The organism is Bradyrhizobium sp. BR13661, from assembly GCF_029892425.1.
In the GTDB taxonomy this organism is placed as follows: domain Bacteria; phylum Pseudomonadota; class Alphaproteobacteria; order Rhizobiales; family Xanthobacteraceae; genus Bradyrhizobium.
In genome coordinates, this window is sequence record NZ_JARXWB010000005.1 from 283,597 (window position 1) to 307,012 (window position 23,416).

The 23,416-nt window shown below is 63.4% G+C and carries 21 protein-coding genes and 1 pseudogene; 9 read left to right on the forward strand and 13 right to left on the reverse strand.

What is annotated here, in order from left to right:
• Positions 1 to 45: 45 nt before the first annotated feature.
• The 3 genes from M2427_RS11070 to folE form a co-directional block, all read right to left on the reverse strand.
• The gene (locus M2427_RS11070; RefSeq protein ID WP_280706305.1) at positions 46 to 1,062 is read right to left on the reverse strand and encodes a lytic transglycosylase domain-containing protein; all 1,017 of its coding nucleotides are present in this window, start codon (positions 1,060 to 1,062) and stop codon (positions 46 to 48) included.
• A gap of 138 nt (positions 1,063 to 1,200) precedes the next feature.
• Positions 1,201 to 1,623 (reverse strand): phosphoribosyl-AMP cyclohydrolase, encoded by a 423-nt coding sequence (gene hisI, locus M2427_RS11075; protein WP_280706306.1) that lies wholly within the window; start codon positions 1,621 to 1,623, stop codon positions 1,201 to 1,203.
• A gap of 27 nt (positions 1,624 to 1,650) precedes the next feature.
• A complete protein-coding gene (gene folE / locus M2427_RS11080) occupies positions 1,651 to 2,343 on the reverse strand; it encodes a GTP cyclohydrolase I FolE (protein ID WP_280706307.1) in 693 nt (230 codons plus the stop codon).
• Between the two features lie 243 nt (positions 2,344 to 2,586).
• Here folE and M2427_RS11085 point away from each other — a divergent pair, with 243 nt between their 5' ends.
• Complete coding sequence (locus tag M2427_RS11085; protein WP_280706308.1) at positions 2,587 to 3,042, forward strand: iron-sulfur cluster assembly scaffold protein; 456 nt, start codon at positions 2,587 to 2,589, stop codon at positions 3,040 to 3,042.
• Between the two features lie 16 nt (positions 3,043 to 3,058).
• On the opposite strand, the gene M2427_RS11090 is transcribed toward M2427_RS11085, so the two are convergent.
• Positions 3,059 to 3,961: a hypothetical protein gene (locus M2427_RS11090; protein WP_280706309.1), complete on the reverse strand. Its 903-nt coding sequence runs from the start codon at positions 3,959 to 3,961 to the stop codon at positions 3,059 to 3,061.
• A 229-nt stretch (positions 3,962 to 4,190) separates the two neighbouring features.
• On the opposite strand from M2427_RS11090, the gene yidD reads away from it, so the two are divergent.
• Positions 4,191 to 4,529, forward strand: a complete 339-nt coding sequence (gene yidD / locus M2427_RS11095; protein ID WP_280706311.1) for a membrane protein insertion efficiency factor YidD — start codon at positions 4,191 to 4,193, stop codon at positions 4,527 to 4,529.
• Positions 4,530 to 4,619: 90 nt separating this feature from the next.
• Positions 4,620 to 4,832 carry a hypothetical protein gene (locus tag M2427_RS11100; protein WP_280706313.1) on the forward strand — a complete coding sequence of 71 codons (213 nt, stop codon included), beginning with the start codon at positions 4,620 to 4,622 and terminating at the stop codon, positions 4,830 to 4,832.
• 1 nt (position 4,833) lies between these two features.
• Here M2427_RS11100 and M2427_RS11105 read toward each other — a convergent pair whose 3' ends face one another.
• The 3 genes from M2427_RS11105 to M2427_RS11115 are packed head-to-tail and all read right to left on the reverse strand — an operon-like array spanning position 4,834 to position 7,679.
• Positions 4,834 to 5,790, reverse strand: coding sequence for a PDR/VanB family oxidoreductase (locus M2427_RS11105; RefSeq protein ID WP_280706314.1), 957 nt, complete (start codon positions 5,788 to 5,790; stop codon positions 4,834 to 4,836).
• A complete protein-coding gene (locus M2427_RS11110) occupies positions 5,787 to 6,308 on the reverse strand; it encodes an MOSC domain-containing protein (protein WP_280706315.1) in 522 nt (173 codons plus the stop codon). The genes M2427_RS11105 and M2427_RS11110 overlap by 4 nt, the downstream gene beginning before the upstream one ends.
• Before the next feature lie 57 nt (positions 6,309 to 6,365).
• The gene (locus M2427_RS11115; protein WP_280706317.1) at positions 6,366 to 7,679 is read right to left on the reverse strand and encodes an MFS transporter; all 1,314 of its coding nucleotides are present in this window, start codon (positions 7,677 to 7,679) and stop codon (positions 6,366 to 6,368) included.
• A gap of 345 nt (positions 7,680 to 8,024) precedes the next feature.
• On the opposite strand from M2427_RS11115, the gene M2427_RS11120 reads away from it, so the two are divergent.
• Positions 8,025 to 8,588 carry a cupin domain-containing protein gene (locus M2427_RS11120; protein WP_280706319.1) on the forward strand — a complete coding sequence of 188 codons (564 nt, stop codon included), beginning with the start codon at positions 8,025 to 8,027 and terminating at the stop codon, positions 8,586 to 8,588.
• Here M2427_RS11120 and M2427_RS11125 read toward each other — a convergent pair.
• Entirely contained in the window at positions 8,585 to 9,796 is a 1,212-nt protein-coding gene (locus tag M2427_RS11125; RefSeq protein ID WP_280706320.1) for a hypothetical protein, read from the reverse strand. The genes M2427_RS11120 and M2427_RS11125 overlap by 4 nt on opposite strands.
• 2 nt (positions 9,797 to 9,798) lie before the next feature.
• A complete protein-coding gene (locus M2427_RS11130; RefSeq protein ID WP_280706321.1) occupies positions 9,799 to 11,163 on the reverse strand; it encodes an amino acid permease in 1,365 nt (454 codons plus the stop codon).
• Between the two features lie 334 nt (positions 11,164 to 11,497).
• Here M2427_RS11130 and M2427_RS11135 point away from each other — a divergent pair, with 334 nt between their 5' ends.
• Together M2427_RS11135 and M2427_RS11140 are read left to right on the forward strand one after the other, a co-directional pair.
• Complete coding sequence (locus M2427_RS11135) at positions 11,498 to 12,832, forward strand: alpha/beta hydrolase (protein ID WP_280706322.1); 1,335 nt, start codon at positions 11,498 to 11,500, stop codon at positions 12,830 to 12,832.
• A 171-nt stretch (positions 12,833 to 13,003) separates the two neighbouring features.
• Entirely contained in the window at positions 13,004 to 13,330 is a 327-nt protein-coding gene (locus tag M2427_RS11140) for a GrlR family regulatory protein (protein ID WP_280706323.1), read from the forward strand.
• A 30-nt stretch (positions 13,331 to 13,360) separates the two neighbouring features.
• Here M2427_RS11140 and M2427_RS11145 read toward each other — a convergent pair whose 3' ends face one another.
• Together M2427_RS11145 and M2427_RS11150 are read right to left on the reverse strand one after the other, a co-directional pair.
• Positions 13,361 to 13,750 carry a hypothetical protein gene (locus M2427_RS11145; protein ID WP_280706324.1) on the reverse strand — a complete coding sequence of 130 codons (390 nt, stop codon included), beginning with the start codon at positions 13,748 to 13,750 and terminating at the stop codon, positions 13,361 to 13,363.
• An 88-nt stretch (positions 13,751 to 13,838) separates the two neighbouring features.
• Positions 13,839 to 15,011: an MFS transporter gene (locus M2427_RS11150; RefSeq protein ID WP_280706428.1), complete on the reverse strand. Its 1,173-nt coding sequence runs from the start codon at positions 15,009 to 15,011 to the stop codon at positions 13,839 to 13,841.
• Positions 15,012 to 15,197: 186 nt separating this feature from the next.
• On the opposite strand from M2427_RS11150, the gene thrS reads away from it, so the two are divergent.
• From thrS to M2427_RS11165, 3 genes are all read left to right on the forward strand, one after another.
• Complete coding sequence (thrS, locus tag M2427_RS11155) at positions 15,198 to 17,240, forward strand: threonine--tRNA ligase (protein ID WP_280706325.1); 2,043 nt, start codon at positions 15,198 to 15,200, stop codon at positions 17,238 to 17,240.
• Positions 17,241 to 17,333: 93 nt separating this feature from the next.
• Positions 17,334 to 17,897, forward strand: a complete 564-nt coding sequence (locus tag M2427_RS11160; RefSeq protein ID WP_280706326.1) for a nitroreductase — start codon at positions 17,334 to 17,336, stop codon at positions 17,895 to 17,897.
• Between the two features lie 63 nt (positions 17,898 to 17,960).
• Positions 17,961 to 19,229, forward strand: a complete 1,269-nt coding sequence (locus M2427_RS11165; protein ID WP_280706327.1) for a serine hydrolase domain-containing protein — start codon at positions 17,961 to 17,963, stop codon at positions 19,227 to 19,229.
• Here M2427_RS11165 and M2427_RS11170 read toward each other — a convergent pair.
• Together M2427_RS11170 and M2427_RS11175 are read right to left on the reverse strand one after the other, a co-directional pair.
• The gene (locus M2427_RS11170) at positions 19,215 to 21,677 is read right to left on the reverse strand and encodes an EAL domain-containing protein (protein WP_280706328.1); all 2,463 of its coding nucleotides are present in this window, start codon (positions 21,675 to 21,677) and stop codon (positions 19,215 to 19,217) included. The genes M2427_RS11165 and M2427_RS11170 overlap by 15 nt on opposite strands.
• 842 nt (positions 21,678 to 22,519) lie before the next feature.
• A pseudogene (locus M2427_RS11175) lies at positions 22,520 to 23,370 on the reverse strand (LysR family transcriptional regulator).
• Between the last annotated feature and the right edge of the window lie 46 nt (positions 23,371 to 23,416).

A 23,416-nucleotide genomic window follows, 5' to 3' on the forward strand; every position in this document is an offset into this window, starting at 1 on the left:
ATGATTTATTAAGAAGTGGAAGCCGCGCGACGGCGCGGCAGAGCGCTAGCTCGAGAACATGCCGCTGCGATCGCTGAAGAGATCGAGCGGTTGCGGCGGCCGCACGTCAGGCGTCGTGGACGCGACGGACGTCAGCGAAGCGTTGTTGCCCCATAATTTCTGCACCGTGGTCGAGACCGGCTGCGTCGCATCGCCCGGCTGATAGATAGAGCGAAACACCGGTGCGGTCGGCGTATTGTCGGCCACCGTCGTCGACGATGTCGCGCTCACCGGCGTCACCGAACGTGAGTCCGGAAAGGTCTGGAGATAGGAGGCGTTATTGACCATCGGCGCAGTGGGCTGCACGCCGTTGGCGGCGGCAACCTGCGTGGTCGACGGCGTGTCGCCATACATCGCCATCGCCGTGCGCGTCGACTTCGCATTCGCGGCGCTGGCGTAGCGCGCATTCAGCACCGAATAGACTTCGGAGACGCTGCGCGCACGACCATCCTTGGCATAGAAGATCGAGCGGTTGGCGGACGCCGCATTGGGAAACAGGCGCGCACCGACCGCTTGCGGATTGTCCTCGGCATTGGCGATCAGTTTCGCCGCGCCACCGACGCCCATGAAATGCGCCATATAGAGCTCGCTGTCGGACGGCCTGCGGCCGAGGAGACCAGTGAGCTTGAAACTGTTGGATTGCGTCAGCGCGGCCGCCATGCTGGATGCGGCCTCCGGATCATCGCGCAGCTTCATGATCGAGCGCTTCATGAAGGGATCATCGACTGTGTAGGTGCCAGACGAGGTCCTGGTGATGGCGTCGGAATAATTGCCATAGCCGAGCTGGGGGCCCGCCTCCTTCACCGTGCCGAGCCAGGTCTGGTCGATGAACTGATAGAGGCCGTGGGCGGACGAGGTGCTCGCACCGGCGGAAGGATCGAAATCCGATTCCATCTTGGCAGTGGTCAGCATGTACTGAAAGCTGACGCCGGTCTGACTCGAACCCTGCTTGATCGCGCCAGCGACGCGCTTCAAGCCGTCGGTTGCCGCTGTCTGCGAGGCACTGGAATTGTCGACCGACATAGTGGAGTGCCCGCCCCGCGCGGCTTTGGACGGCGCCGGCAATTCGGACGCCTGATCGCCTCACCGTGGGACAGTTATGGTTAATGCGGGGTTAATTCGGCGGCCGCCGTCATTCCGGAGCCCGACAGGATACGAGCCCTATTTCTTGTAGACGTCGTGCGGGTCGAACAGCCTGTCTGCATCGACGAACACCAGCTTCGCCCCACCGGCCTCGGCCTCGACCTTGCGATAGAAGCAGGACCGGCGGCCGGTGTGGCAGGCAGCCCCAATCTGCTCGACGCGGAGCCAGATCGCGTCCTGGTCGCAATCGGTGCGGATCTCGACCGCGCGCTGGGTCTGACCTGAGGTCTCACCTTTTCGCCACAAGGCATTGCGCGAGCGGCTGAAGTACCAGGCCTCGCCAGTCGCAATGGTCTTGCGCAGCGCCTCGTCATTCATGTGGGCGACCATCAGAACGTCGCCGGTGGCAACGTCGGTCGCGACGACCGTCACGAGGCCAGCGGCGTCGAACTTGGGGAGGAAGGTCAGGTCTTCCTCGATCTCATGGGAGTGAGCGGACACCACAAATCTCGCCAGTTGTTCGCGAGGTCAGCGCGTCAAGCCTCGCACCATGGACAGGAACCGGGCCTGCTCCGCCGGATTGTCGCGAAACATGCCGGTGTAGCGGCTGGTGAAGGTGGAGGCGCCATGTTTGGCGACGCCGCGCACCGACATGCAGGTATGCTCGGCCTCGATCAGCACGGCAACACCGCGGGGCTTCAGGATCTCGTCGATCGCGGCTGCGATCTGCGCCGTCAGATGCTCCTGGGTCTGGAGCCGGCGGGCGAAGATATCGGTCAAACGCGCAAGCTTGGACAGGCCGACAACGCGTTCCACCGGCGTATAGGCGATGTGCGCCTTGCCGTAGAACGGCATCATGTGATGCTCGCACTGCGAGGTGAACTCGATGTCGCGGACCAGCACGAAGTCGTCGTAGCCGGCGGTCTCGCCGAAGGTGCGGTCGAGCACCTCCGCCGGGCACTGGTGGTAGCCCTGATAGAGCTCATCGAACGCCTCGACCACGCGGCGCGGCGTGTCGAGCAGGCCTTCGCGCTCGGTGTTCTCGCCGATATAGGCAAGCAGCGTCTTCACGGCTGCTTCCGCCTCGGCGCGCGCGGGGCGCGGTTGGTCGGCGCGGACGGCGGCCGCAAGGAATTCGGCAGGATCAAGCTCAGCCGGGCGGCTCTCGAGCTGCTTGTCGGCGGACTTGCTGGGGCGGATGGATTTGATTGCAGCGTCCATGTCTACTCCGTTCGACGGCCTTGCGGCCGGAGTGTCACCGGCAGACGGGGCGGACAAGCCGCCGGACGCCTGAAGAGCACAGTATTTGGCGAAAGAGGTCACTTGGCAATAACGCCGGCAGCGCAGATCTGGATCACCGCCGACGCACCGCCGGACTGTTTTTCCGCCAGTTCCGACCCTATATAGGACCGTGGACGGCGCCCGCCAAGGCCGATCCGGCCCGTAAGTGTTGGACTCCATCACATGCTGAACGACATCTATAACAAGCGGATCATCGAGCTGGCCGGCAATATTCCGCGTCTCGGACGGCTGTCGGCCCCCGATGCCACCGCGACGGCCCACTCCAAGTTGTGCGGCTCGACCGTGAAGATCGACCTCAAGATGGATGGGGACACCGTCACCGACTTCGCACATGACGTGAAGGCCTGCGCTCTCGGACAGGCTTCTTCATCCATCATGGCAAGTCACGTGGTCGGCTCGACTGCAAGCGAACTCCGTGAGTTACGCGAGACCGTTCGCAAGATGCTGAAAGAGAATGGATCGCCTCCTGAAGGCAAATGGGAGGAAATCAAATTCCTCGAGCCGGTCCGCGACTACAAGGCGCGCCACGCCTCGACGCTGCTGACCTTCGATGCGGTGGTTGACGCGATCGGCCAGATCGAGGCCAAGGCAAAGCAGCCTGCCGCTGCACCGGGCTGAGCCCAGACTGAACCTCTTACTTCTGCGGTGCCACGGCAGGCGCCGCCACGCCGCCCGTCGGCACCACCGCTTCCGCCGTCTTGGTCGACTTGGCGGGCTGCGGTTCCGGCTCCTCGCCAAACCTTGCCTGTGTCTTTGGCGCAAGCTCCGCCATCGCGGGCGCTGTGATGTCCACGTGCGGCAGCACGTCGGCAACGAGGTCAGTCGTCACGAGATTGGTTAGCTTCAGCTCGGCTGCGTCGAGCTCGTGCAGATCTTCCCAGGGCGGCACGTTGAGCGCGAGCGACAGGAGGTCCCCCGCTCCACCCATGTCAAACGTGTATTTGGCGAGCCGGCCGATGTCACGCTCCACGATCATCAGATCCTGCGCACTGTAGCTTGCCGCCTTGGCGTCGTCGGCGCGGTCGCCCATCCAGATCTGATGGACGCGGACATGGGCCGCTTCGGGCACGTAGCGCTTCTTGCCGGCCAGCAGCAGGAACACGCACATGGATTCGCAATAGGCTTCCGAGGCGACCGCCGGACGCGCCCCCTGCCCGCTGCCGTTCTGCACCGTCGTACCGACCGTGGTCAGGAGACCGAGATTGCGGAAGCGCCGGCCAAGCGTGATGGCATCATTGACGGAGCCACCGCTGGAATCGAGCACAACAGCGGCGCCTCCAAGCTGGCGCCCGCGGGCGAAATCGTCGAAATCCTTCGGCGTATCGGCGGTGATGATGCCGACCGCGCTGACCCAGCCGCGGCAATTGGGTTCGCAGGAAACCCAGCCGAACTTCATCGGCAGCTTGCGCTCTTCGAGCGAGGCGCCTGCCCGAGCCGGCGAGTCAAAGGTCGCGATGGCCCCCGCCAACACGACCCCACAAGCGGCGGTTCCCACCCGCAACCAGCCGCGAAGGTTGAGCGACTTCAGAACTCTCAAACTGGTTCCTTCCCCAAGCCCCAAAAGCAATCAGGCAAGCCCGTTTCGACGTTCCCTCGAGTCTACACATGGACGTCACAAAAATGGTATCCGGGGGAATACAGATCGTCCATAGGTACTTGCTGCGCTGCTCCCTGAAAGCAGACAAAGTATGGCGCGGACACAACAGCGCGCTGTTCCCTGCGCTGGAACTGCGCAACAAGGCGCTCACGATCTCAGCAAGGAGCCCATGAAGCATTCAGCCTGCGAGCACTGTTCCGGTCCGATCGAGGGTGCGTTGCGACTGCCGCGCAGATTCGGTCGTGCGCTGATCTGGCTCTACCGCCACACGCTCTCACCGCTGGTCGGCTACAACTGTCGGCACCTGCCGACCTGCTCCATCTATGGCGACGAGGCGATCGCGCGCTTCGGACTCTGGGCCGGCGGCTGGATGACACTGGCACGCCTGTTGCGCTGCAACCCATTCGGTACGTCAGGCATCGACAACGTGCCTCTCACTGCGCCGCAAGGCGCGCGCTGGTATTTGCCGTGGCGCTACGGCCGCTGGCGCGGCGTCAACGCTTCGTGAGTATGCTGCAGTGCTTTGCGCATCGCTGCTCTGACCGGAACCGGAACTTTCCCCTCGCGTTGTTGTGATGCTCCCCAGGGAGGAACAATAATGCGCTGGAAAATCAGCCATCACTTTCAGTTCGGGTTCGGTCCGCATCCCAAGCTTCATCCAAAGAATCACGATCCCCGCACCATCGACATGCTCGCGATTATCGCGCTGCTCACGCTTGTGCTCGGCTCCGGCTGGTATCTGGCGGCGAGTCTGGTCAGACCGCCCAGCACGACAGCGTTCATCGAGCCGAGCCAAAGCGTCCACTGGTAGGTCAGAGGTCCAATACCAGGCGCTCACCGTCTGATCCGGCAACACAGACCATGAGGAAGCGCTCGCGGTCGTAGGCGGACAGGATGCGGTCGCGATGCACCGGCTTGCCTTCAATCCATCCGACTTTGCAGGCGCCACAGATGCCACCGCAGCATGAGGCCGCAACATCGATGCCGCCTTCCTGCAAGGCGGCCAGCATGGTCTCGCCCGCACGCACCTGGATCTCCGTGCCGGAGCGCGCCAGCCGCAGCGTGAACGGCTTTGCATCGGGATCGATCATTGGCGGCGGCGCAACGAAGCGCTCGACATGAACGTTTGCCGAGGGCCAGGTCGCAGTTGCATGCTCGAAATCGTCGGTCATGGCCTCCGGACCGCAACAGGCGACAAGCGTCCGCGGATCGATATCACCAATCAGCCCTGCAAGATCCGGTCGCCCCGCCCGCGAGGTGCGATGCACCACGACGCGCCCCTCATCAATCAGCGGGATGAGATATGCAGCAAGCGGCACCTCCTCGCGTACGATCAGATGCAGCATGAAGTCAGTATTTCCCATCGTCGCGAGATGCCGCGCCCTCGACAGGAACGGCGTCACGCCGATGCCGCCCGCGACGAACACGTGACGCGAGATCTCCACGCTCGGCTCAAGCCCGCCGCGCGGCAGCGAGACGCCGATGACGTCACCGACCCTGATGTCGTCATGCAGCGCGCGAGAGCCGCCGCGCCCGTCGACCTCACGCTTGACCGCGATGACATAGCGCGTGTTGTCGGCGGGCTCGTTGCACAGCGAATAGGTGCGGACGAGCCCGTTCGGCAGATGCAGATCGATATGCGCGCCGGGCTTGAAGGGCGGCAGCTCCCACTGATCGGGATCGGCCAGCGTGAACAATTTTATGTCCGTGCCGGCCGCTTCGATGCCGGCGACGACCGTCTTGATCGTCGTAATGGGCCGCGCGCTCATGCCACGTTCCGCACGAGGTCGCCGACCCTGACGATGCCGCCTTGCAGGATCTTGCAGTTGAGGCCCGAGCGGTTGATCAAGGGATCGAAGATCGCCTTGCCGGTGATCTCCTCGATGTGCCGGCACGGGATCGACAGCCGCGTGGCCTCCAGCAAGGTCTCGCCAAGCCAAAAGCGGCAGCCGACCAGATGGTTCAACGGCACACCCTCGACGGTGACATTGCGCCGGTGCTCCTCCGGGCCGAGCTCGATGCCGGAGTCGCGCTTCAGCGCGATTAGCGTCTCGAGCTCGAACAGGGTCACCTGCCGTCCCTCTTCCGGCTTGTGCGAGTAAAACCCCGCTTCATTGCCGATCATGTAGCGATCGCCCTCGATCCCGCGCCCGGCGATGAGGCTGATTGAGTCCATGGAGCGCATCGGCAGGAAGGCGCGTGGGGCGAGATGAAGAAAGCGCACCACGCCGGTCCAGCCGAGCCGTGTTGCACTCTGTGCCGGGCCGGCGCTGATAATGTCGAGCATGACAATTTTCCCTTGAGAGAAGCGATAACGCGCCGCAGGCGGCGGCGCGCCAGGGGATCAGGTCAGTTCCTTGTTGGCCATTTCCGGCGCGAAGGTCGTCGCCGTCGCGGTGATCGCTGCGCAGGCAATCAGCAGCAGCGAGACCGGCCAGGTGGCGCCACCACTCCAGGCCATCAGCGAGGCCGCGATCAACGGCGTCAAACCGCCGCTCAGGGCTGCACCGACCTGAAACCCGAGCGAAGCACCGCTGTAACGGAGGCGCGCGGAGAACAGTTCGGAGTACCAGGGCGCGCCGATACCGAACATCACCATCTGGCCAAAGGTTATCGCGACCACAATGGTGCAGATGACGATGGTGGGATCGCGCGTGTTGAGCAGCCAAAACAGCGGGAAGGCAAACAGCGCCGAGAACAGGCAGCTCGCATAGAACATCGTCTTGCGCCCGACGATATCGGACAGCCAGCCAAACAGGGGAATGGCAAGCAGAGCGACCAGCGACGAGGCGAACGCGCCGTTCAGCACCACGGCGCGCGACAGGCCAAGATTGGCGGTGGCGTAGGACATCACGAAGACCCCGCCGATGCTGGCATAGGCGATCTCGGAAATCTTCAGACCGACCGCTGTGAAGAACGGCTTGCGATGGTGCTTGAAGATCTCGACCAGCGGCAGGCCAGCGACCTCCTTCTTGGCCTGAACCTGACGGAAGGCCGCAGTCTCCTCCATGTTGAGGCGGATGTAGAGACCTACTCCGACCAGCAGGACCGACAGCAGGAAGGGAATGCGCCAGCCGTAGGTCATGAAATCGCTTTCCGGCAGGCTCGCGACCAGCGCAAACATGCCGATCGCCGCAAGATTGCCGATGGGGTTGCCGACCTGCACCATGCTGCCGAGCAGGCCGCGGCGATGGGTCGGGCAGTTCTCGACTACCATGAGCACCGCGCCGCCCCATTCACCCCCCAGGCCAATGCCCTGAAGGAAGCGAAGGCCAATCAGCAGCAGCGGCGCGGCGATACCGATCTGCTGGTAGGTCGGAAGCAGTCCGATCAGGAAGGTGCCGATACCCATCACCATGATTGTGATCGCGAGCATCGCCTTGCGGCCGACCCGGTCGCCATAATGTCCGAAGATCGCAGCCCCTAGCGGCCGTGCCAGGAAGCCGACCGCATAGGTGCCGAAGGCAGCAATGGTGGCGAGCGTGGGATTTCCGGCGGCAAAGAAGACCTTGTTGAACACCAGCGCTGTCGCAGTGCCGTAGATGAGGAAGTCGTACCATTCGACCGCCGTGCCGATCACGCTCGACCACACGATCCGTTGCAAGCTCGCCGTCTCGTCCGGCGCGACGTTGAGGGTTACGTTGTCTGCTACGGTCATCAATCTCTCCAGAGAGTACCGGCATTTTTGTTCTGTCCCGAGGCACCCATCGGCGGCTTGGACCGGAAAAATCGATCATGTTTACCAACAGAAATCAACTCGGCCGAATCCAGCAATTGCCGTCGAACGCGGCAAAAGGCGAAAAATGCACCATTTTTTGGCTATTTCGGTCGATATACCAGAGCGACTGCCCACAATATCCGCGGCTCTGCTTGAAATTTCTGCGCAGGAGTTTTCTTTTAGAATACACCGACTGGCCGTCCGGACGGGCTGGACACGCCGTCGGACTGGCAGTTCGGCGGCATCTGTTGCAAAAGGAGCATCAGCAGTTCGGGAGACTCATGCGTGCTTGACGTCAGCAAAGCGACAGCGGTCGGGGCCAATATCCGCCAGGCGCGGATCGCCAAGGGCCTGACGCTGGATCAGCTTGCCAAGCAAATCGATCTCACGCGCGGCTACATCTCGCTGGTCGAGCGCAACCTGAAGATCCCTTCCCTCGCTGCGCTGCTGCGGATGGCCGCGGCCCTCGAGGTCAATGTCGCGAATTTCTTCGACCCGAATGCCGAGCCCACGCCACGCTACACGCTGTTCCGCCGCGAGGATGGGAACGTGCCGCTGTTTCAGGACACGTTTGGCGTCGTTCCACTCGTCACCGGCCGAACCCGCAAGATGATGGAGCCGTTCCTGCTGAGCCCGCCGCACAAGTCTGCGACGCGCGCCTCGCATGCCGGCGAGGAGCTGCTGTTCGTCATCAACGGGAAGATCGCAATCAAGCTCGACGGCGAGGAGCTTGTCCTCGGCAAGGGCGACTGCCTGTATTTTTCAGGCGAGACGCCGCACGAAGTCAGAAGCCTCGGCCGGCAAAAAGCCGAGGTGCTGGTTGTTGTCGCTCAGAGCCCGGCGGGCTAGCGGAACCAGAAGAGGCGTCCGGACGGCGGGATCGGCTCGGGCGGGCGTGGCCGCTTCGGACGCGGCGGTTTTGGCGGAGGCTCGGCAGACGAAGTCGTCTCAGCAGCCGGCGCGGCCTCACCTCCTGCCACCTTCACCGACAGCAGCAGATTCGACTCGTGCATCCGCCAGCGATAGCCGACGCCGAAATCGATCGGCTGGGCGCGCGTGAACAATTCGGCATAGCGCTCCTGATAGCGGCCGGGGAATTCGCCGATCGGGCCGAGATAGCGGCCGAACGGGAAGAAACGCCACTGCCGCGAATTGTAGTTGGCAAGCGGAATACCGGAATCGTCCTGGATGATGGTCGCGCTGTTGGCGAGCAGCCAGTCGCGGGCGACGGTGAAATTGCCGGCATGGAGGAGATACGATGCGCTCTTGATCAGGCTGTTGCCGGGTCCGAGCGTCTCGCAGAATTTCAGGAAGCCGGCCGCGCGAGCTCCGGAATTGGAGAGATCGGTCGAGAAATAATACAGCGTGCGCGCCTCGCCGTCCGCGCCTGCAAAGGTGATGCGGGCGCCGCGCGTCGCATTTGGTCCGGGATTGTCATTGCCGTAGTGCACCCCGCCCTTGTCGTCGAGCGCAACTATCTCGACATTGCGGATGGTCTTGCCGGATCGCGCCAGGAACACGTAAAGAATCGGCAAGGTTCCGTTGACCTGGTTGGTGTGCAGGTCGACCTTCATCTGCTTGGTGATGAAGAAGGAAAAGCTCAGGATTGAGCCGAGCGAGCGCTCGACATTGTAGAGCGCGGCATCGACCGAACCGCGCGAGAGCCTGGTCAGATCAGGCACCCCGCCGACGGGCTCGAGCGCCCCGAGTACATAGGTGCTGGCCTTGGAATAGAAGGCGTTGGCGTAGAGGAAATCCGGACCGCTGAACAAATAGAACATCGTCGGCCGGGGCGCGGCGAGATTGACGTCGGACCAGTTCCGGATCTTCGATATCTGCCGCTGCTCAAGCTGGGCGAAAGCGCCGTCGAAGAATTTTGCGTGATGCTGCCAGGACGGATCCTTGGTGAGCGGCACGAGCGGCGAGTCCGCCGATGGCTGCATGCCCGCAAGGAAGCGCGCGGTGTCGTCGAATGTGACCTCGGCCGCACGCACGGACGAGATGGCCGCAGCCAGCAGGACAAGAGCGACGGCCGCAAATCTTATGGGTCGAAACATGTCTATTCGCGATTGTGTGAATTGGCAGCGGCGACCGGCCGCCTGCGGAAAATGGCATAAATCAACAGGCCGGCGAGCATGACCAGCATCCCCGACAGCGACTGCACGGGCCGCTCGGTCAAGAGGTAGTACATCATGAACGCGGTCACGAGCAGGAAGATCAAAGGCGTGAACGGGTATCCCCATGCGCGATAGGGCCTTGGCAGGTCGGGATCGGTGATACGCAGCTTGATAACACCAGCGACCGTGAAGAACGAGCAGAATAAAAGCGCGAACTGGATGAAGTCGAGCACCGCCTCGAAGCTGCGCGTGAACAGCAGCAGGTTCGAGACCGCAAGCTGAAACAGGATGGCATAGGCCGGCGCACCGCTGGTCGACTTGCGCGAGAACACGCGCAGCGCCGGGATGTCCTCCCCCATCGTCATCATCACACGCGGACCGATCCACATCATCGCGCTGATCGAGGAAATCAGCCCGACGCAGATCATGGCGCCGACGATCCGGCCGCCGAGGCTACCGAAGATGGCGCTGCCGGCGACGCTGGCAACGTCGAGCTGGCCGGCCAGCGCACTGATGGGCGTCGCGTAAAGAAACACCGCATTGAGCGCGACATACAGCACCAGCACGATCAGCGTGCCCGCGAGCAGCGCGCGCGGCAGGCTCTGCTGCGGCGTATTCATCTCGCCGATGATGTAGGTCGCCGCATTCCAGCCCGAGAACGAATACATCACGAAGACGAGCCCGATCGCGAAGGGCGCACTGGCGATGTGGGCGAGATCGCCGGCGTGAGGCGCAAAGGAGATCGGCTGCGGCGTGCCGATGATGAAGCCGGCAACGAGGAAAGCGACGATCAGCACGACCTTGAGGATGGTCGAGATCAGCTGGAAGGTCGAGGAGTGCCTGACGCCGGTCAATTGAATGATCGAGACCAGCCAGACCACACCGATCGCGAGCGGAATCGGCGGCGCCGCGGGTACGACGGACTTGGCGTATTCGCCGAAAGCCATGGCCGCGAGCGCCACCGGCGCTGCGAAGCCGACCGTCGCCGAGACCCAACCGGCCAGAAAACCGAAGGCCGGATGATAGGCGCGGCCGAGGAAATTATACTCGCCGCTCGAGCGCGGAAACATCGCGCCAAGCTCGCTATAGGAGAACACGCCGCACAGCGCGACGATACCGCCGACGGTCCAGAGCGAGAGGATTGAGAATCCCGAGGGGATGTCCTTGACCTGGAAGCCGAGGCTGGTGAAGACGCCGACCCCGATCATGTCGGCGACGACGATGGCGGTTGCAACCAGAACGGAAACTCCGGAGCCGCCGGTCAGCCGCCCGATCCAGGGCGCGGTTCCCGCATCTGATGCCGTCATCTGGGTCCTTAGCCTCAGGCGTCGAGCCTCGTGGGAGGCATCGTGCAGATTGCTGCAGTCAATTCAAGCAGGGTTAACAAGGGTTAAATGAGGCGGCGAAAATAGGTAATTAGCCACCTTCCACGCCCCCTTTTGGGCAATAAACCCGTAGTCGTCCGCGGAAATGCGCGCGCCCCTCCCACAATCGCGACACGATTGCGTGGTCTTTTTTGAGCGTTCCGGATGTGGGGAAGTTTCTCCGGACGCTTAACGTCGCCTAAACGCCAGTCGGCTCAATTGTTTCAAAGATTGCCGATGGTTCGTGACTTGGTTCGTCACTTGGGGTCATGGGTGGATGGTCGGGGCCGTTCCGAATTTGAAAGCAGACACGCGTGCTGACCGGACCAAAGCGTCCGGCGCACGCGGTCGTGCGCTTCGGATCGCTCTGATCTCAGGCTTGGTGCCGCTGTCGCTGTCTCTGGTTCAATGCGGCCAGTCGCCCAATCCGACGGCGCTGGCAGCGAGCTCGCAGGCCAACGTGCAGGTTGTTGCCAAGACCAGCCAGCGCACCGCCAATCAAGTGGCCAGCGGCGACACGTTCGAGGATCGTTTCCCTGCCCCGCAGTTCAAGGAGCGCTTCCCGTCGCCGAGCGAAAGTCTCCTGCAACGGCAGATGTCGGACTTCTCGCCCAAGCGCGCCGTGCAGCAGCAGCCGGAGCAAGCCCCCTACAGGGTCGCCTCGCTCGCGCCGCAGGTCCCCTATCAGCGTCCGCCGCGTGAGGACCTGACGACGCTCGTCAGCATGAAGTCGTCGGCCTTCCCCTATTTCGGCAACAACCCCGCCTCCGACGCGCCGTTCCTCAACATCTCCAAGGGCGATCGCCGCGGTCACCGCAGCTATTCGGGCCGCGTGTTCTGGCAGGACGAGACCTACAACGACAGCCGCGTGCTGGTGCATGTCCCCGAACATTTCGACGTGCGCAAGCCGGGCGTAATCGTGGTGTTCTTCCACGGCAACGGCGCGACGCTTGCGCGCGACGTGCGCGACCGGCAGCTGGTGCCGCAGCAGATTACAGATTCCGGCGCCAATGCCGTACTGCTTGCACCGCAGATGGCGGTCGATGCCGCCGATTCCAGCGCCGGAAAATTCTGGCAGCCGGGCGGCCTCAAGCGCTTCATGGACGAGTCGGCAAATCACCTCGCGCAGCTGACCGGCGATCCCAACAGCGTGCGCGCCTTTGCCAACATGCCGATCGTGATCGTCGGCTACAGCGGCGGCTTCCTGCCGACCGCCTGGAGCCTCGAGGTCGGCGGCATCAGCGATCGCGTCCGCGGCGTCGTGCTGCTCGATGCGGTCTATGGTGAAATGGACAAGTTCGCGTCCTGGATCGAGAGCCACCGCTCGGGCTTCTTCGTCAGCTCCTATACTCATTACACCGCGCGGCGGGACCACGAGTTGATGAGCATGCTGAGACAAAAAGGCATCGCTGTCTCCGAGGACATGGATGGGCCGTTGCGTCCGGGCAGCGTCGTGTTCGTCGAGACCGGCGACGGCATTACCCACCGCGACTACGTCAATCGCGCGTGGACGCAGTACCCGCTCAAGGACGTGCTGGTGAAGATGTCGGCAACGCCGGCGCTGGCGTTGACGCGCGTTGCTACCACCAGCTCGCCCGGATCGAATCGTTAGGCTGGATTTTGCGCCCGCCGGTGTTTCGCTGCGTTGGCTGTAATTCAATCAGACTCTGATCAAAATGTGATGTTGATGGCCGATAATTCCCGGCAGCCGCCGGATTGCTTCCGCTGGCCACGATCATAACTTGCCGATCAAGTTGAAATTGGAATTCTGCGGGGACGAGCTTTGCGTCAGGGACTGTACAAGGTCGACTTCCACACCGTTCATGGTACCGGCTGCGGCGTCGTCTACGTCACGGACGGAAAGATGCGCGGCGGCAATTCAGCCTTCGCCTTCATCGGCACCTACACAGGCCAGGGTGACAGCATCAAGGTCAAGATATCGACCGAGCGCTACAACGACGATCCGTCGTTCAAGGCGCTGTTCGGCATCGACCGGATCACACTGACGCTCGCCGGCCGCGAGGACGGCGACACGGCCGAGTTCGAAGGCAACGCGCTGCAGTTGCCGGGCGTTGCCTTCAGGGCGGTGTTGAGCCGGATCGCGGACTAGACGTCCGCTCCTCAACTCAGCTCCTGATCATCAGGTTTTGGGCAGCTTCGGAATGCTCTCGGCAAAGCCGTTGAAGCAGGCCAGGCGCTCGTCCTCTTCCTTGAAGAAACGGCAATCGGCGTAGCCCTTGGCCTTGGCCGGCTTCGGCTTGGGCGTCGGCGCGATGATGGCGTCGTAGCAGTTGAGCCGGTCCTTGGTGCCATCTTCGGTGTCGAGGCAGGCCTGCAGCCGGGCTGCGACCGACTGGGGCTTGCCCTTCGGCGCCGCGGTCGGCTTGGCAGCCGCCTCCTTGGTCCCCGTCTTGGTCCCCTTGGGCTTGACCTGCACCAGCGGCTTGTCCCCCACCATCGGTGGCTTGTCGGTTTGCGCAAACGCGGCAGTCGAAACGAGCACCGCGGCAACCGCCAGAATCATCCTCATTTCAGTCAACTCTCTTTGGTCCCCATCACCGGCCTTCTAGCGCTCTCCCGCGCCGTTTGCCAAGCGCCTTGCGGATAGGAGGCCGGGTTCAGGCCGGGCTGACAGTCGCCCGCCGGGACCCGCTCAGAACCACCAGGATCAGTGCCAGGACCACGAAGCCGACGGCCACGAAGCCGACGCTGTGCAGCCATTCGCGGGCAAAAAACAGGCCGCCGACGGCCGAGCCGATGGCCTGGCCGATATAGAGGACCGAGGTATTGAGCGCGACAGTTGCGGGTGCCAGCGGCGGCGCCGCCGCCACCAGTCGCACCTGCTGCATTGAATTGGTCGAGGCAAAACCCAGTCCCCAGATCGCAACCGCGACCGCCATCGGCACAAGGGTGCCCGCACCCAGCGCCCACCCGGCGATCCCCGCCAGTAACAGGCACGTGAACAGCAGCGAAGTCCGGTACGGCCCCCATGTGTCGACGATACGGCTCGCGACGACGACGCCCAGAAAACCGCACACGCCGTAAATCGCGAACACCATGCCGATCGCATCCGGACTCGCGTCAGTGAGCTTCTTGAGCAGTGGACCCATGAAGGTGAACACCGCGAACTGACCGGACATCTGCAGCATCGTGATCACAAGCAGCAGCCTGATCGTTCCACTGCGGCCGACCGCGCTCCAGGTCTTCAAATCAACCGGCGTGCCCGTCAAGCCGGCCGGCAGGCGGACCAGCAGCAACAGGAAGCTGATGCAGCCGAGCGCGCCGATCGTGCCATAGGTGGCGCGCCAGCCATAGCGACTGGCGATGAAGGTGATCAGCGGAAGGCCGACGGCGGCAGCCAGCGACCAGCCGAGGAAGAGGTAGGCAATCGTGCTGCCGCGCCGCTCCGCCGGCACGATCAGCGCTGCCGTGCCGGCAGCCTGCGGCGTGTAGAGCGCGCCGACGGCCAGCATCATCAGGCGGATGATGAGGAGGCTTGCGTAATCGGGCGCAAAGGCCGAGGCGATATTGCCAAGGGCGAGCACCGCAAGCGTGGTCGTGAGCAACATCCGCCGTTCGATGCGGCTGGTCAGCCACGCGGTCAGTGGCGAGCCGATGCACAGCGTGATCGCGCCAAAGGTGATGAGGAGCCCGGCCGCATGGATGCTGATCCCGAGCCCCGTCGACAATTCCGGCAGCATGCCAGCCGGCGCCAGTACCGAGCAGCCGGTGACGAGATTGCCAAGCATCAGGGCGGTTGCGGTGAAACGGCCGGCGCGGGGATATTCCATGCAGCTGCATGTAGAGCAGGCCAGCGGCCGGATAAAGGGCACAGCTCGAAATAGTTGGCGCGCCGCCTGCGCTTTTGCCAGCCACTTTCTTGGAAATGCCGGATTGCGCAGGCCGAATCGCCTGATATATCGCTCGTTCCCGCTTACCTGCGCTCGTTCGCAGGAGTGAGCCTCAGGAGAAAAGCAATGTCCGATGACCGCAAGTCCGAATCCGGCTTCCAATACAGCCTCAGCAACCTGAAGCCCGTGACCCCCGCAGCCAAAGTCACCCTCACCTTCCCCGACGGCGCCCAGCGCCAATATGACAAGAGCATTACCGGCCTCGAGATCGCCAAGGGCATCTCGCCCTCGCTGGCCAAGCGCACCGTGGCGATGGCGCTCGACGGTGAGCTCGTCGACCTCAACGATCCTATCGAAGCCGATGCGAAGATCGAGCTCGTCAATCGCGACGATCCGCGCGCGCTCGAGCTGATCCGCCACGACTGCGCGCACGTGCTGGCCGAAGCAATGCAATCGCTGTGGCCGGGCACGCAGGTCACCATCGGCCCGGTGATCGAGAACGGCTTCTATTACGACTTCTTCCGCAACGAGCCGTTCACGCCGGACGATTTTGCCGCGATCGAGAAGAAGATGCGCGAGATCATCGCACGTGACAAACCGTTCACCAAGGAAGTCTGGGACCGCGAGAAAACAAAACAGGTGTTCCGCGACAAGGGCGAGGCCTTCAAGGTCGAGCTGGTCGACGCCATTCCCGGCAGCGAGCCGATCAAGATCTATTACCAGGGCGACTGGTTCGATCTCTGCCGCGGCCCGCACATGACTTCGACCGGCAAGGTCGGAGGCGCCTTCAAGCTGATGAAGGTGGCCGGCGCCTATTGGCGCGGCGACAGCAACAACCCGATGCTGACGCGCATCTACGGCACCGCCTTCGCCAAGCAAGAGGACCTCGACGCTTACCTGAAGCAGATCGAGGAAGCCGAGAAGCGCGACCATCGCAAGCTCGGACGCGAGCTCGACCTCTTCCATTTCCAGGAGGAAGGTCCTGGTGTCGTGTTCTGGCATCCGAAGGGCTGGACGATTTTCCAGCAGTTGATCGCCTACATGCGCCGCCGCCTGACCGGCGATTACAGCGAGGTCAACGCGCCGCAGATCCTCGACAAGGTGCTGTGGGAGACCTCGGGCCACTGGGGCTGGTATCGCGAGAACATGTTCGCGGCGCAATCGGCCGGCGACGAGGCCGAGGACAAGCGCTGGTTTGCGCTGAAGCCGATGAACTGCCCCGGTCACGTGCAGATCTTCAAGCACGGCCTGAAGAGCTACCGCGACCTCCCCTTGCGCCTCGCCGAGTTCGGCGTTGTGCATCGTTACGAGCCGTCGGGTGCCATGCACGGGTTGATGCGCGTGCGCGGCTTCACCCAGGACGACGCTCACATCTTCTGCACCGAGGACCAGCTCGCCGAGGAATGCCTGAAGATCAACGATCTGATCCTGTCGACCTATGCTGACTTCGGCTTCACCGGCGATCTCACCGTCAAGCTCTCGACCCGGCCGGACAAGCGCGTTGGCACGGATGCGATGTGGGATCACGCCGAGCGCGTGATGGCGACGGTGCTGCGCGAGATCCAGTCGCAGAACAACCACATCAAGACCGAGATCAACCCGGGCGAAGGCGCGTTCTACGGGCCGAAGTTCGAATACGTGCTGCGCGATGCCATCGGCCGCGACTGGCAGTGCGGCACCACGCAGGTCGACTTCAACCTGCCGGAGCGGTTCGGTGCGTTCTACATCGACCATGACGGCGGCAAGAAACCGCCTGTCATGGTGCACCGTGCGATCTGCGGTTCGATGGAGCGCTACATCGGCATCCTGATCGAGCACTATGCCGGCAACTTCCCGCTCTGGCTCTCGCCGGTGCAGGCGGTGGTCACGACCATCACCTCGGAAGGCGACGAATACGCCAAGGTGGTGCTGGAGCAGGCGCGGCGCGCCGGGCTTCGGGTCGAGATCGACCTGCGTAACGAAAAGATCAACTACAAGGTCCGCGAGCACTCGCTGGCGAAGATTCCGGCGCTGCTCGTGGTCGGCAAGAAAGAGGCTGAGTCGCATTCGGTCTCGGTCCGCCGGCTCGGCAGCGATGGCCAGAAGGTGATGACGACGGAGGAGGCCATAGCCGCCCTCGTCGACGAGGCGACCCCGCCGGATGTGCGGCGGGTGCGCGGCGCGGCCTGATCGTTGAAATCGATCTAAACTCGCTTTCGGTTGCGGGCGTGCATGCCTATCTGGGCACGGCACGCCCGACGACCATCCGAAGAGGACATCGCGATGCCTGACGCCATCGAACTCCTGAAGACCCGCCGCTCGGTCAAGCCGCGTGAGATGACCGGCCCTGGTCCCTCGCCGGCCGAGCTCGAAACCATTCTCACCATCGGTGCGCGCGTGCCTGACCACGGCAAGCTCGCGCCCTGGCGCTTCATCATTTTCGAAGGCGATGCCCGGATGCGTGCCGGCGAGGTGATCGCCAAGGTCTTCGCCCGCAAGAATCCCGGCGCTCCCGCCGCCGATATCGAGACCGAGCGCAAGCGCCTGACCGACGCGCCTCTCGTCATCGGCATCGTCAGCTTCACCAAGCCGCACCCCAAGGTGCCGGCGTGGGAGCAGGAATTGTCGGCCGGCGCCAGCGTCATGAACATCGTCACGGCCGCGACCGCGCTCGGCTACGGCGCCTGCTGGCTGACCGGCTGGTTCTCGTTCGATCGCGACGTGCTTGATGGCCTCGGCCTCAAGGCGGACGAGAAACTCGCAGGCCTCGTGCACATCGGCAAACCGACCAAGCCGAGCGAGGATCGTCCGCGACCGGTCCTTTCCGAAATCGTGACCCGTTTCTAATCGAAGTCTTGTTGACGCCCCTGATGTCTTGCGGCTTTGCTCCCTGCGAGGGAGGAAGCCCGGATGAAGCGTCGGGAATTTCTGGTCGGGGCCGCGATGCTGGCCGGCACGATGGCGCGGAGCCGCGCTAGCGACGTCCCCGCTCCCGCGCCCGACAAGCTGCGAAGCATCACCGCGTTCTTCGAAAACGAGGTCACCACCGGCCGTTTGCCGGGCGCGATCGTGTTGATCCAGCAGCACGGCAAGCCGGTTTATTTCAAGATGTTCGGTGTGCGCGACGTCAGGACCCGCCTGTCCATGACGCCGGACACGATCTTCGCCATCCATTCGATGACCAAGCCGATCACCAGCCTCGCGGCGATGATGCTGATCGACGAGGGCAAGCTTGCGCTCACCGATCCCGTGTCGAAATACATCCCCCTCTTCGCCGGCACGAAGGTGGGGATGGAGGTCACCAAGCCCGATGGCTCGATGGCGCTCGAGATGGTGCCGCCTGTTCATCCAGTGACGATCCGGGAATTGATGCGGCACACTTCGGGCATCACCTACGATTATATCGGCGGCAGATGGGTCGAGCTTGCCTACAAGTCGGCCAGGATTTTCGACGGTCCTTTCAACAACAGGGAATTCGCCGACCGTATCGCCAGGCTGCCGCTGGCGCGTCAGCCGGGAACGTTGTGGCGTTACGGTCATTCCACCGACGTGCTCGGCAGCGTTATCGAGGTCATCACCGGGCAGCCGCTGTACGATGCACTGAAGCAACGCATCTTCGATCCGCTCGGCATGACCAGCACCAAATTCGTGCTGTCGACGCCTGATGAGTTCGAACGGATGGCGCGGCCGCTGCCGAGCGACCAGATCCTGCTCGACGCCGAGCGCGACCGTCTCGACCATCCGGAATGGCAATCGGGCGGCGGCGGCCTGCTCTCGACCATCACCGACTATCAGTGCTTCGCGCAAATGCTGCTCAACGGCGGCGAGCTCGACGGCAAGCGCTACCTCGGCCCGGCCGCCTTCAAGGCCATGACGAGCGACCAGATCGGACCCGGCTCCGGCGTCGAACGCGACTATTTCTATTTCCCCGGCGATGGCTTCGGCTATGGCTACGGCCTTGCAGTCCGAACCGACCCCGGCAACGCCAGGCCGCCGCCGGCGGGCTCGATCGGCGAATTGAAATGGGACTCGGGCAGCGGCACCTATTTCGGCGTCGATCCCAAGCTCGACATGGTCTACGTCCTGATGCAGCAGACCCAGAACGAACGCGGCCGCATCACGCCGGCCTTCAAGGAACTGGTCTACGGCAGCTTTCCCTCAGAGCTAAGCCGCCCGTGAGGCGCGCTGGCCGAAATCGGCGAGCAGCTTTGCGATCTCGGCGGCCGGGCGCGCCGCGCTGAACAGGAAGCCCTGCACCTCGTTGCAGCCTTCGGCACGGAGCCAGTCGAGCTGATCCTCGGTCTCGACACCTTCCGCTGTCGTGGTGATGTTGAGGCTGCGGCCGAGCCCGGAGATCGCGCGCACGATCGCGACGCAATCGGGCCGCTGCGCCAAATCCTTCACGAAGGAACGATCGATCTTGATCTTGTCGAACGGGAAGCTGCGGAGATAGCTGAGGCTCGAATAGCCCGTGCCGAAATCGTCCATGGAAATGGCGACACCGAGCTCGCGCAATTGATGCAGGATCGCCAAATTGGCATCGGTCTCGGCGAGGAAGATCGACTCGGTGATTTCCAGCTCGAGCCGCTTCGGCGACAGGCCGGATTGCGCCAGCGCCGAGATCACGACCTGAACCAGATTGCGGCTGCGGAATTGCGCCGGCGACAGATTGACCGCGACCTTGACGTCGGAGGGCCACTTCACGGCTTCATGGCAGGCCTCGCGCAGCACCCATTCGCCGAGCTGGGTGATCAGGCCGATGTCTTCCGCGACCGGAATGAAATCCGCCGGCGAGATCATGCCCTTGTCGGGGTGACGCCAGCGCAACAGCGACTCGAAGCCGGAGATACGATCGGAGGCGATCGACACCAGCGGCTGGTAGTGCAGCTCGAACTCACCATTGGCAAAGGCGCGGCGCAGATCGAGCTCCATGTCACGGCGCTTCTGCGCCTGCAGGTCCATCTCGCGCTCGAAGAAATGGTGCACGCCGCCGCCGTCGGATTTCGCCCGGTACAGCGCCATGTCGGCGTTGCGCATCAGTTCCTCGGACGTCGTGCCGTCGCCCGGCGACAGCGCGATGCCGATGCTGGCACCGATGACCATCTCCTGGCCGTCGATCTCGTAAGGTGCCTTCAGCATGTCGATCAGCAAGGTCGCGCAGGCGCTGGCCTCGTTCGGCGAAACATCCGCTGCGAGGATCACGGCGAATTCGTCACCGCCAAGCCGGGCCGCGAGATTGGCGCCGCGGACGGCTTTGCTGAGACGTTCGGCGACTTGCTTCAACACCCGGTCGCCGGAAGGATGCCCGAAGGAATCGTTGATGTTCTTGAACAGGTCGAGGTCGATATAGAGCACGCCGACGCGCTTTCCGCCGGCCTGGTCGAGCGCCTGCCTGAGGCGATCCTGGAAATATTCACGGTTTGGCAGGTCGGTGAGCCCGTCGTGATGCGCCATATAGGCGATCCGCGCTTCGACCTTGCGCCGCTCGGTGATGTCGGCGACCGCAACCAGATAGCCGTCGCGGTCGTTGAAGGTGACGCGGCGACCGAAGGTGAGCACCTCGATCTCGGTGCCGTCGGCACGCAGGTGGCGCCAATTGCGCGAGGAATGATAGGTTTCGCCGGCGCGCTCGAGCGCCTCGTCATGACTGTCCCACTCGTCCTGGGGCCAGATCTCATGCAGCTTCATGCGCAGGAACGCGGCGCGGCTGTAGCCGTAATGCTGGACCGCTGCGTCGTTGACGCTGAGGAACTGCTTGGTCTCGGCGTCGAACACCCACATCGGCATCGGGTTGTTGTCGAACAGCAGGCGGAACGAGGCGTCGCGCCGCTTCATCGCCGTGACATCGGAGATGGTGAGCGAAATGACGTCGGCGAAGGCCGCCGCGCTGATGCGCAAATGGCGGCCTTCGCTCTCGATCTCGAGTTGCTCGCCGCGGCCGCCCGAAACTGCCCTCAGCAGAAACTCCATGACGTCGGGCGCCGCCAGCAGCGTGGTGCCCTGGCCGATCTGGCGCCACAACAGGCCGCCGCTCGCGACGTTCAACAAGAGCTCGGCACTCTTGTTGTGATGCACGACCTGGAAATCGAACGGTTGACCGGCCGCGTCGCGCAGCGTCGCCAGCGAGACGACCGCGTCGTCGGTCGCGGCGAAGATCGCATCCAGCAGATTGTATTGCGCGCCGCGCTCGTTGACATAGGCGCCGACCAGCGTCGCGCCCCAGCGCGAGGCGGTCGGCAGCGCCAGCAGATCGTAGGTCCTGACCATGCCATCGCGCACGCAATAGGCGCTGGCCTGGTGCGGCCGTCCGTTCTTGAGCGCGCTAGCGGCGGCTTCCGACAATGCCGTTGCGCAGTCCGGCGGCAACTCTGAAAGCGGGATGTCCCAACGTTCCTCGCCGAGCCATTTCTGCACGTAGCGTCCGCTGCGCGACAGTTCGAGCGTGCCGTCGCCCTTGAGCAGCGCGATGTGGTCGGCGAGCCTTCCAAGGCTGCCGAGCATCACGTCTTCATAACGCGGCAGCCGGTCACCCGGCTTCAACGCGGCACGCCATTTGCGCTGAAGCACCGGGATGTCGTCAAACATTTCGGTGGCCGGTTTGCCCGGCATCTTCTTCGCGGCACTCATTGCAGTCCCCAACGCACTTTCGCGCTGCATCCAAATGCCGGCCCGCTTAATGGCGTGTAAAAAGGACGCAGCGCCGGTTCCACTTTAGTGATTATGACAGTTTTAAGTCACGTGTTGGTTAGTGGACGTTAGAGACTATGACGGTTGATTGAGGCGCGACGTGTGTGCGTGTCCCGGACGCGCGTAAACGCGCTGATGGCGTCCGGGGCACGAGACCTTGTTTCAACGTTAGACATAGATAATCATCCTCGCGGCTCATCTCGCCCGAGCTTTGCTCCGTCACTTCACCCTCAAATGAAAGAGGGTGCAGGGAAGACCGGGTGCCCGGCTGGCACCCGCGGTCCACTGTGCGAAGATTGCGCTACAAGAGGCTGCACAGCGGCATACAGGTGTAGCCGAAACATCCGGCCTTCCCTGCGCAGTGGGTTGACGGCTTATGTCGTGATCTCCCCGGGGAGCGATGCACTATTGCCCCCGTCGCCTTGCAGATGGCTGATGGGCGGGCCCGGTTGGGCCGCATCCATCACCACAAGACTTGACGCACAGACTCCGGGCGCCAGGACCACACGATTTTGCCGTACGCGGATCACACCTGTCGTAGGCGCAATAGTCTCGCTCACGGTTGCCCGCCCTGCAAAACCTGATCGCGCCGATGTGACCTGCGTCCACCGCCGCCCGGCCCGCGTTCGTGACGATCGCGATACGCCCCTCTTCCTTGGGCCGGGTTGCCGCGACACATACGCCGTTTCCGAATTTCGGTAAAGCGGAATATTTTTGACGGTGCGGATTGCCCCACGCCTAGCGTGTTTTGCCCGACGGCCACGCAAGGGATGGCCGCCGGATCACCCCGCCAGCCGCTCGATCACCAGATCCAGCAATGCCCGCAGGCGCGCCAACCGCCTGAGATCGCGGTGATAGCCAACATAGGTGTCGCGGCCGGGCGGGCTCGCGCCGATGTCGAGCGCGATCAGGCGCCGGTCGCGATCGCCGAGCGGACGCGGCAGCACGGCGAGCCCGCCGCCGCCGGCGCAGAGCTCTGCCTGCGCCTGACGATTATTGCTGCGCGAGGCGATTTCCGCCTTCGGCAGCGCTCGCTTCAGCCAGATGGCGTCGGGCATCTCGGCGAATTCCGCGTTCATGGTAACGACCCGGACTCCGCTGCCGTCACCGGCACGCGGCGGCTTGCTGCCCTTCTTGCCGTAGAGCGCGTAGGGAATGTGGAGCAATTTTCTGGAAATGACCTCGGGCTCGCTGAACGGCTTGATGCGAAACACCAGATCAGCCTCGCGCCGCGGCAAGCTGTAGAGCCGCGCATCGGTCAGGAGCTCGCGACCACCTTGGGTTGGAGTTTGCCGAAGGCGGCGATGACCGGCGACAGCATCACAGTGCCGAACCAGTCCGACGAGGAGAGACGCAAGGTGCCGTCGAGCTGCATCTCGGCACCCGTCGCCTGCCGCTGGAGCGCCAGCGCCTCCTCTTCAATCCGCTCCGCATGCGCGAGCACGGCCGTGCCTTCATCGGTGAGGACAAATCCGTCCACCGTGCGCTGGAACAGCGTCTGACCAAGCGCCTCTTCGAGCGCGCGCAGCCGCCGCCCCATCGTCGGCTGGGTCTGGCCGATTTTTCGCGCGGCAGCTCCGAGCGTGCCTTCCCTTGCAATCGCCAGGAAGATGCGCAGATCGCTCCATTCCATCGAAATCACCGCCCATTCAAAAATGCACGATCACCGTACACCCTTG

Coding starts and splice junctions, on each gene's coding strand:
- M2427_RS11170 (WP_280706328.1), bottom strand. CDS start 21,677: ATGAGTGCCGCGAAGAAGATGCCGGGCAAACCGGCCACCGAAATGTTT.
- M2427_RS11130 (WP_280706321.1), bottom strand. CDS start 11,163: ATGACGGCATCAGATGCGGGAACCGCGCCCTGGATCGGGCGGCTGACC.
- M2427_RS11145 (WP_280706324.1), bottom strand. CDS start 13,750: ATGAGGATGATTCTGGCGGTTGCCGCGGTGCTCGTTTCGACTGCCGCG.
- folE (WP_280706307.1), bottom strand. CDS start 2,343: ATGGACGCTGCAATCAAATCCATCCGCCCCAGCAAGTCCGCCGACAAG.
- thrS (WP_280706325.1), top strand. CDS start 15,198: ATGTCCGATGACCGCAAGTCCGAATCCGGCTTCCAATACAGCCTCAGC.
- M2427_RS11160 (WP_280706326.1), top strand. CDS start 17,334: ATGCCTGACGCCATCGAACTCCTGAAGACCCGCCGCTCGGTCAAGCCG.
- M2427_RS11125 (WP_280706320.1), bottom strand. CDS start 9,796: ATGTTTCGACCCATAAGATTTGCGGCCGTCGCTCTTGTCCTGCTGGCT.
- M2427_RS11100 (WP_280706313.1), top strand. CDS start 4,620: ATGCGCTGGAAAATCAGCCATCACTTTCAGTTCGGGTTCGGTCCGCAT.
- yidD (WP_280706311.1), top strand. CDS start 4,191: ATGAAGCATTCAGCCTGCGAGCACTGTTCCGGTCCGATCGAGGGTGCG.
- M2427_RS11135 (WP_280706322.1), top strand. CDS start 11,498: ATGGTCGGGGCCGTTCCGAATTTGAAAGCAGACACGCGTGCTGACCGG.
- M2427_RS11165 (WP_280706327.1), top strand. CDS start 17,961: ATGAAGCGTCGGGAATTTCTGGTCGGGGCCGCGATGCTGGCCGGCACG.
- M2427_RS11085 (WP_280706308.1), top strand. CDS start 2,587: ATGCTGAACGACATCTATAACAAGCGGATCATCGAGCTGGCCGGCAAT.
- M2427_RS11110 (WP_280706315.1), bottom strand. CDS start 6,308: ATGCTCGACATTATCAGCGCCGGCCCGGCACAGAGTGCAACACGGCTC.
- M2427_RS11150 (WP_280706428.1), bottom strand. CDS start 15,011: ATGGAATATCCCCGCGCCGGCCGTTTCACCGCAACCGCCCTGATGCTT.
- M2427_RS11115 (WP_280706317.1), bottom strand. CDS start 7,679: ATGACCGTAGCAGACAACGTAACCCTCAACGTCGCGCCGGACGAGACG.
- M2427_RS11105 (WP_280706314.1), bottom strand. CDS start 5,790: ATGAGCGCGCGGCCCATTACGACGATCAAGACGGTCGTCGCCGGCATC.
- M2427_RS11070 (WP_280706305.1), bottom strand. CDS start 1,062: ATGTCGGTCGACAATTCCAGTGCCTCGCAGACAGCGGCAACCGACGGC.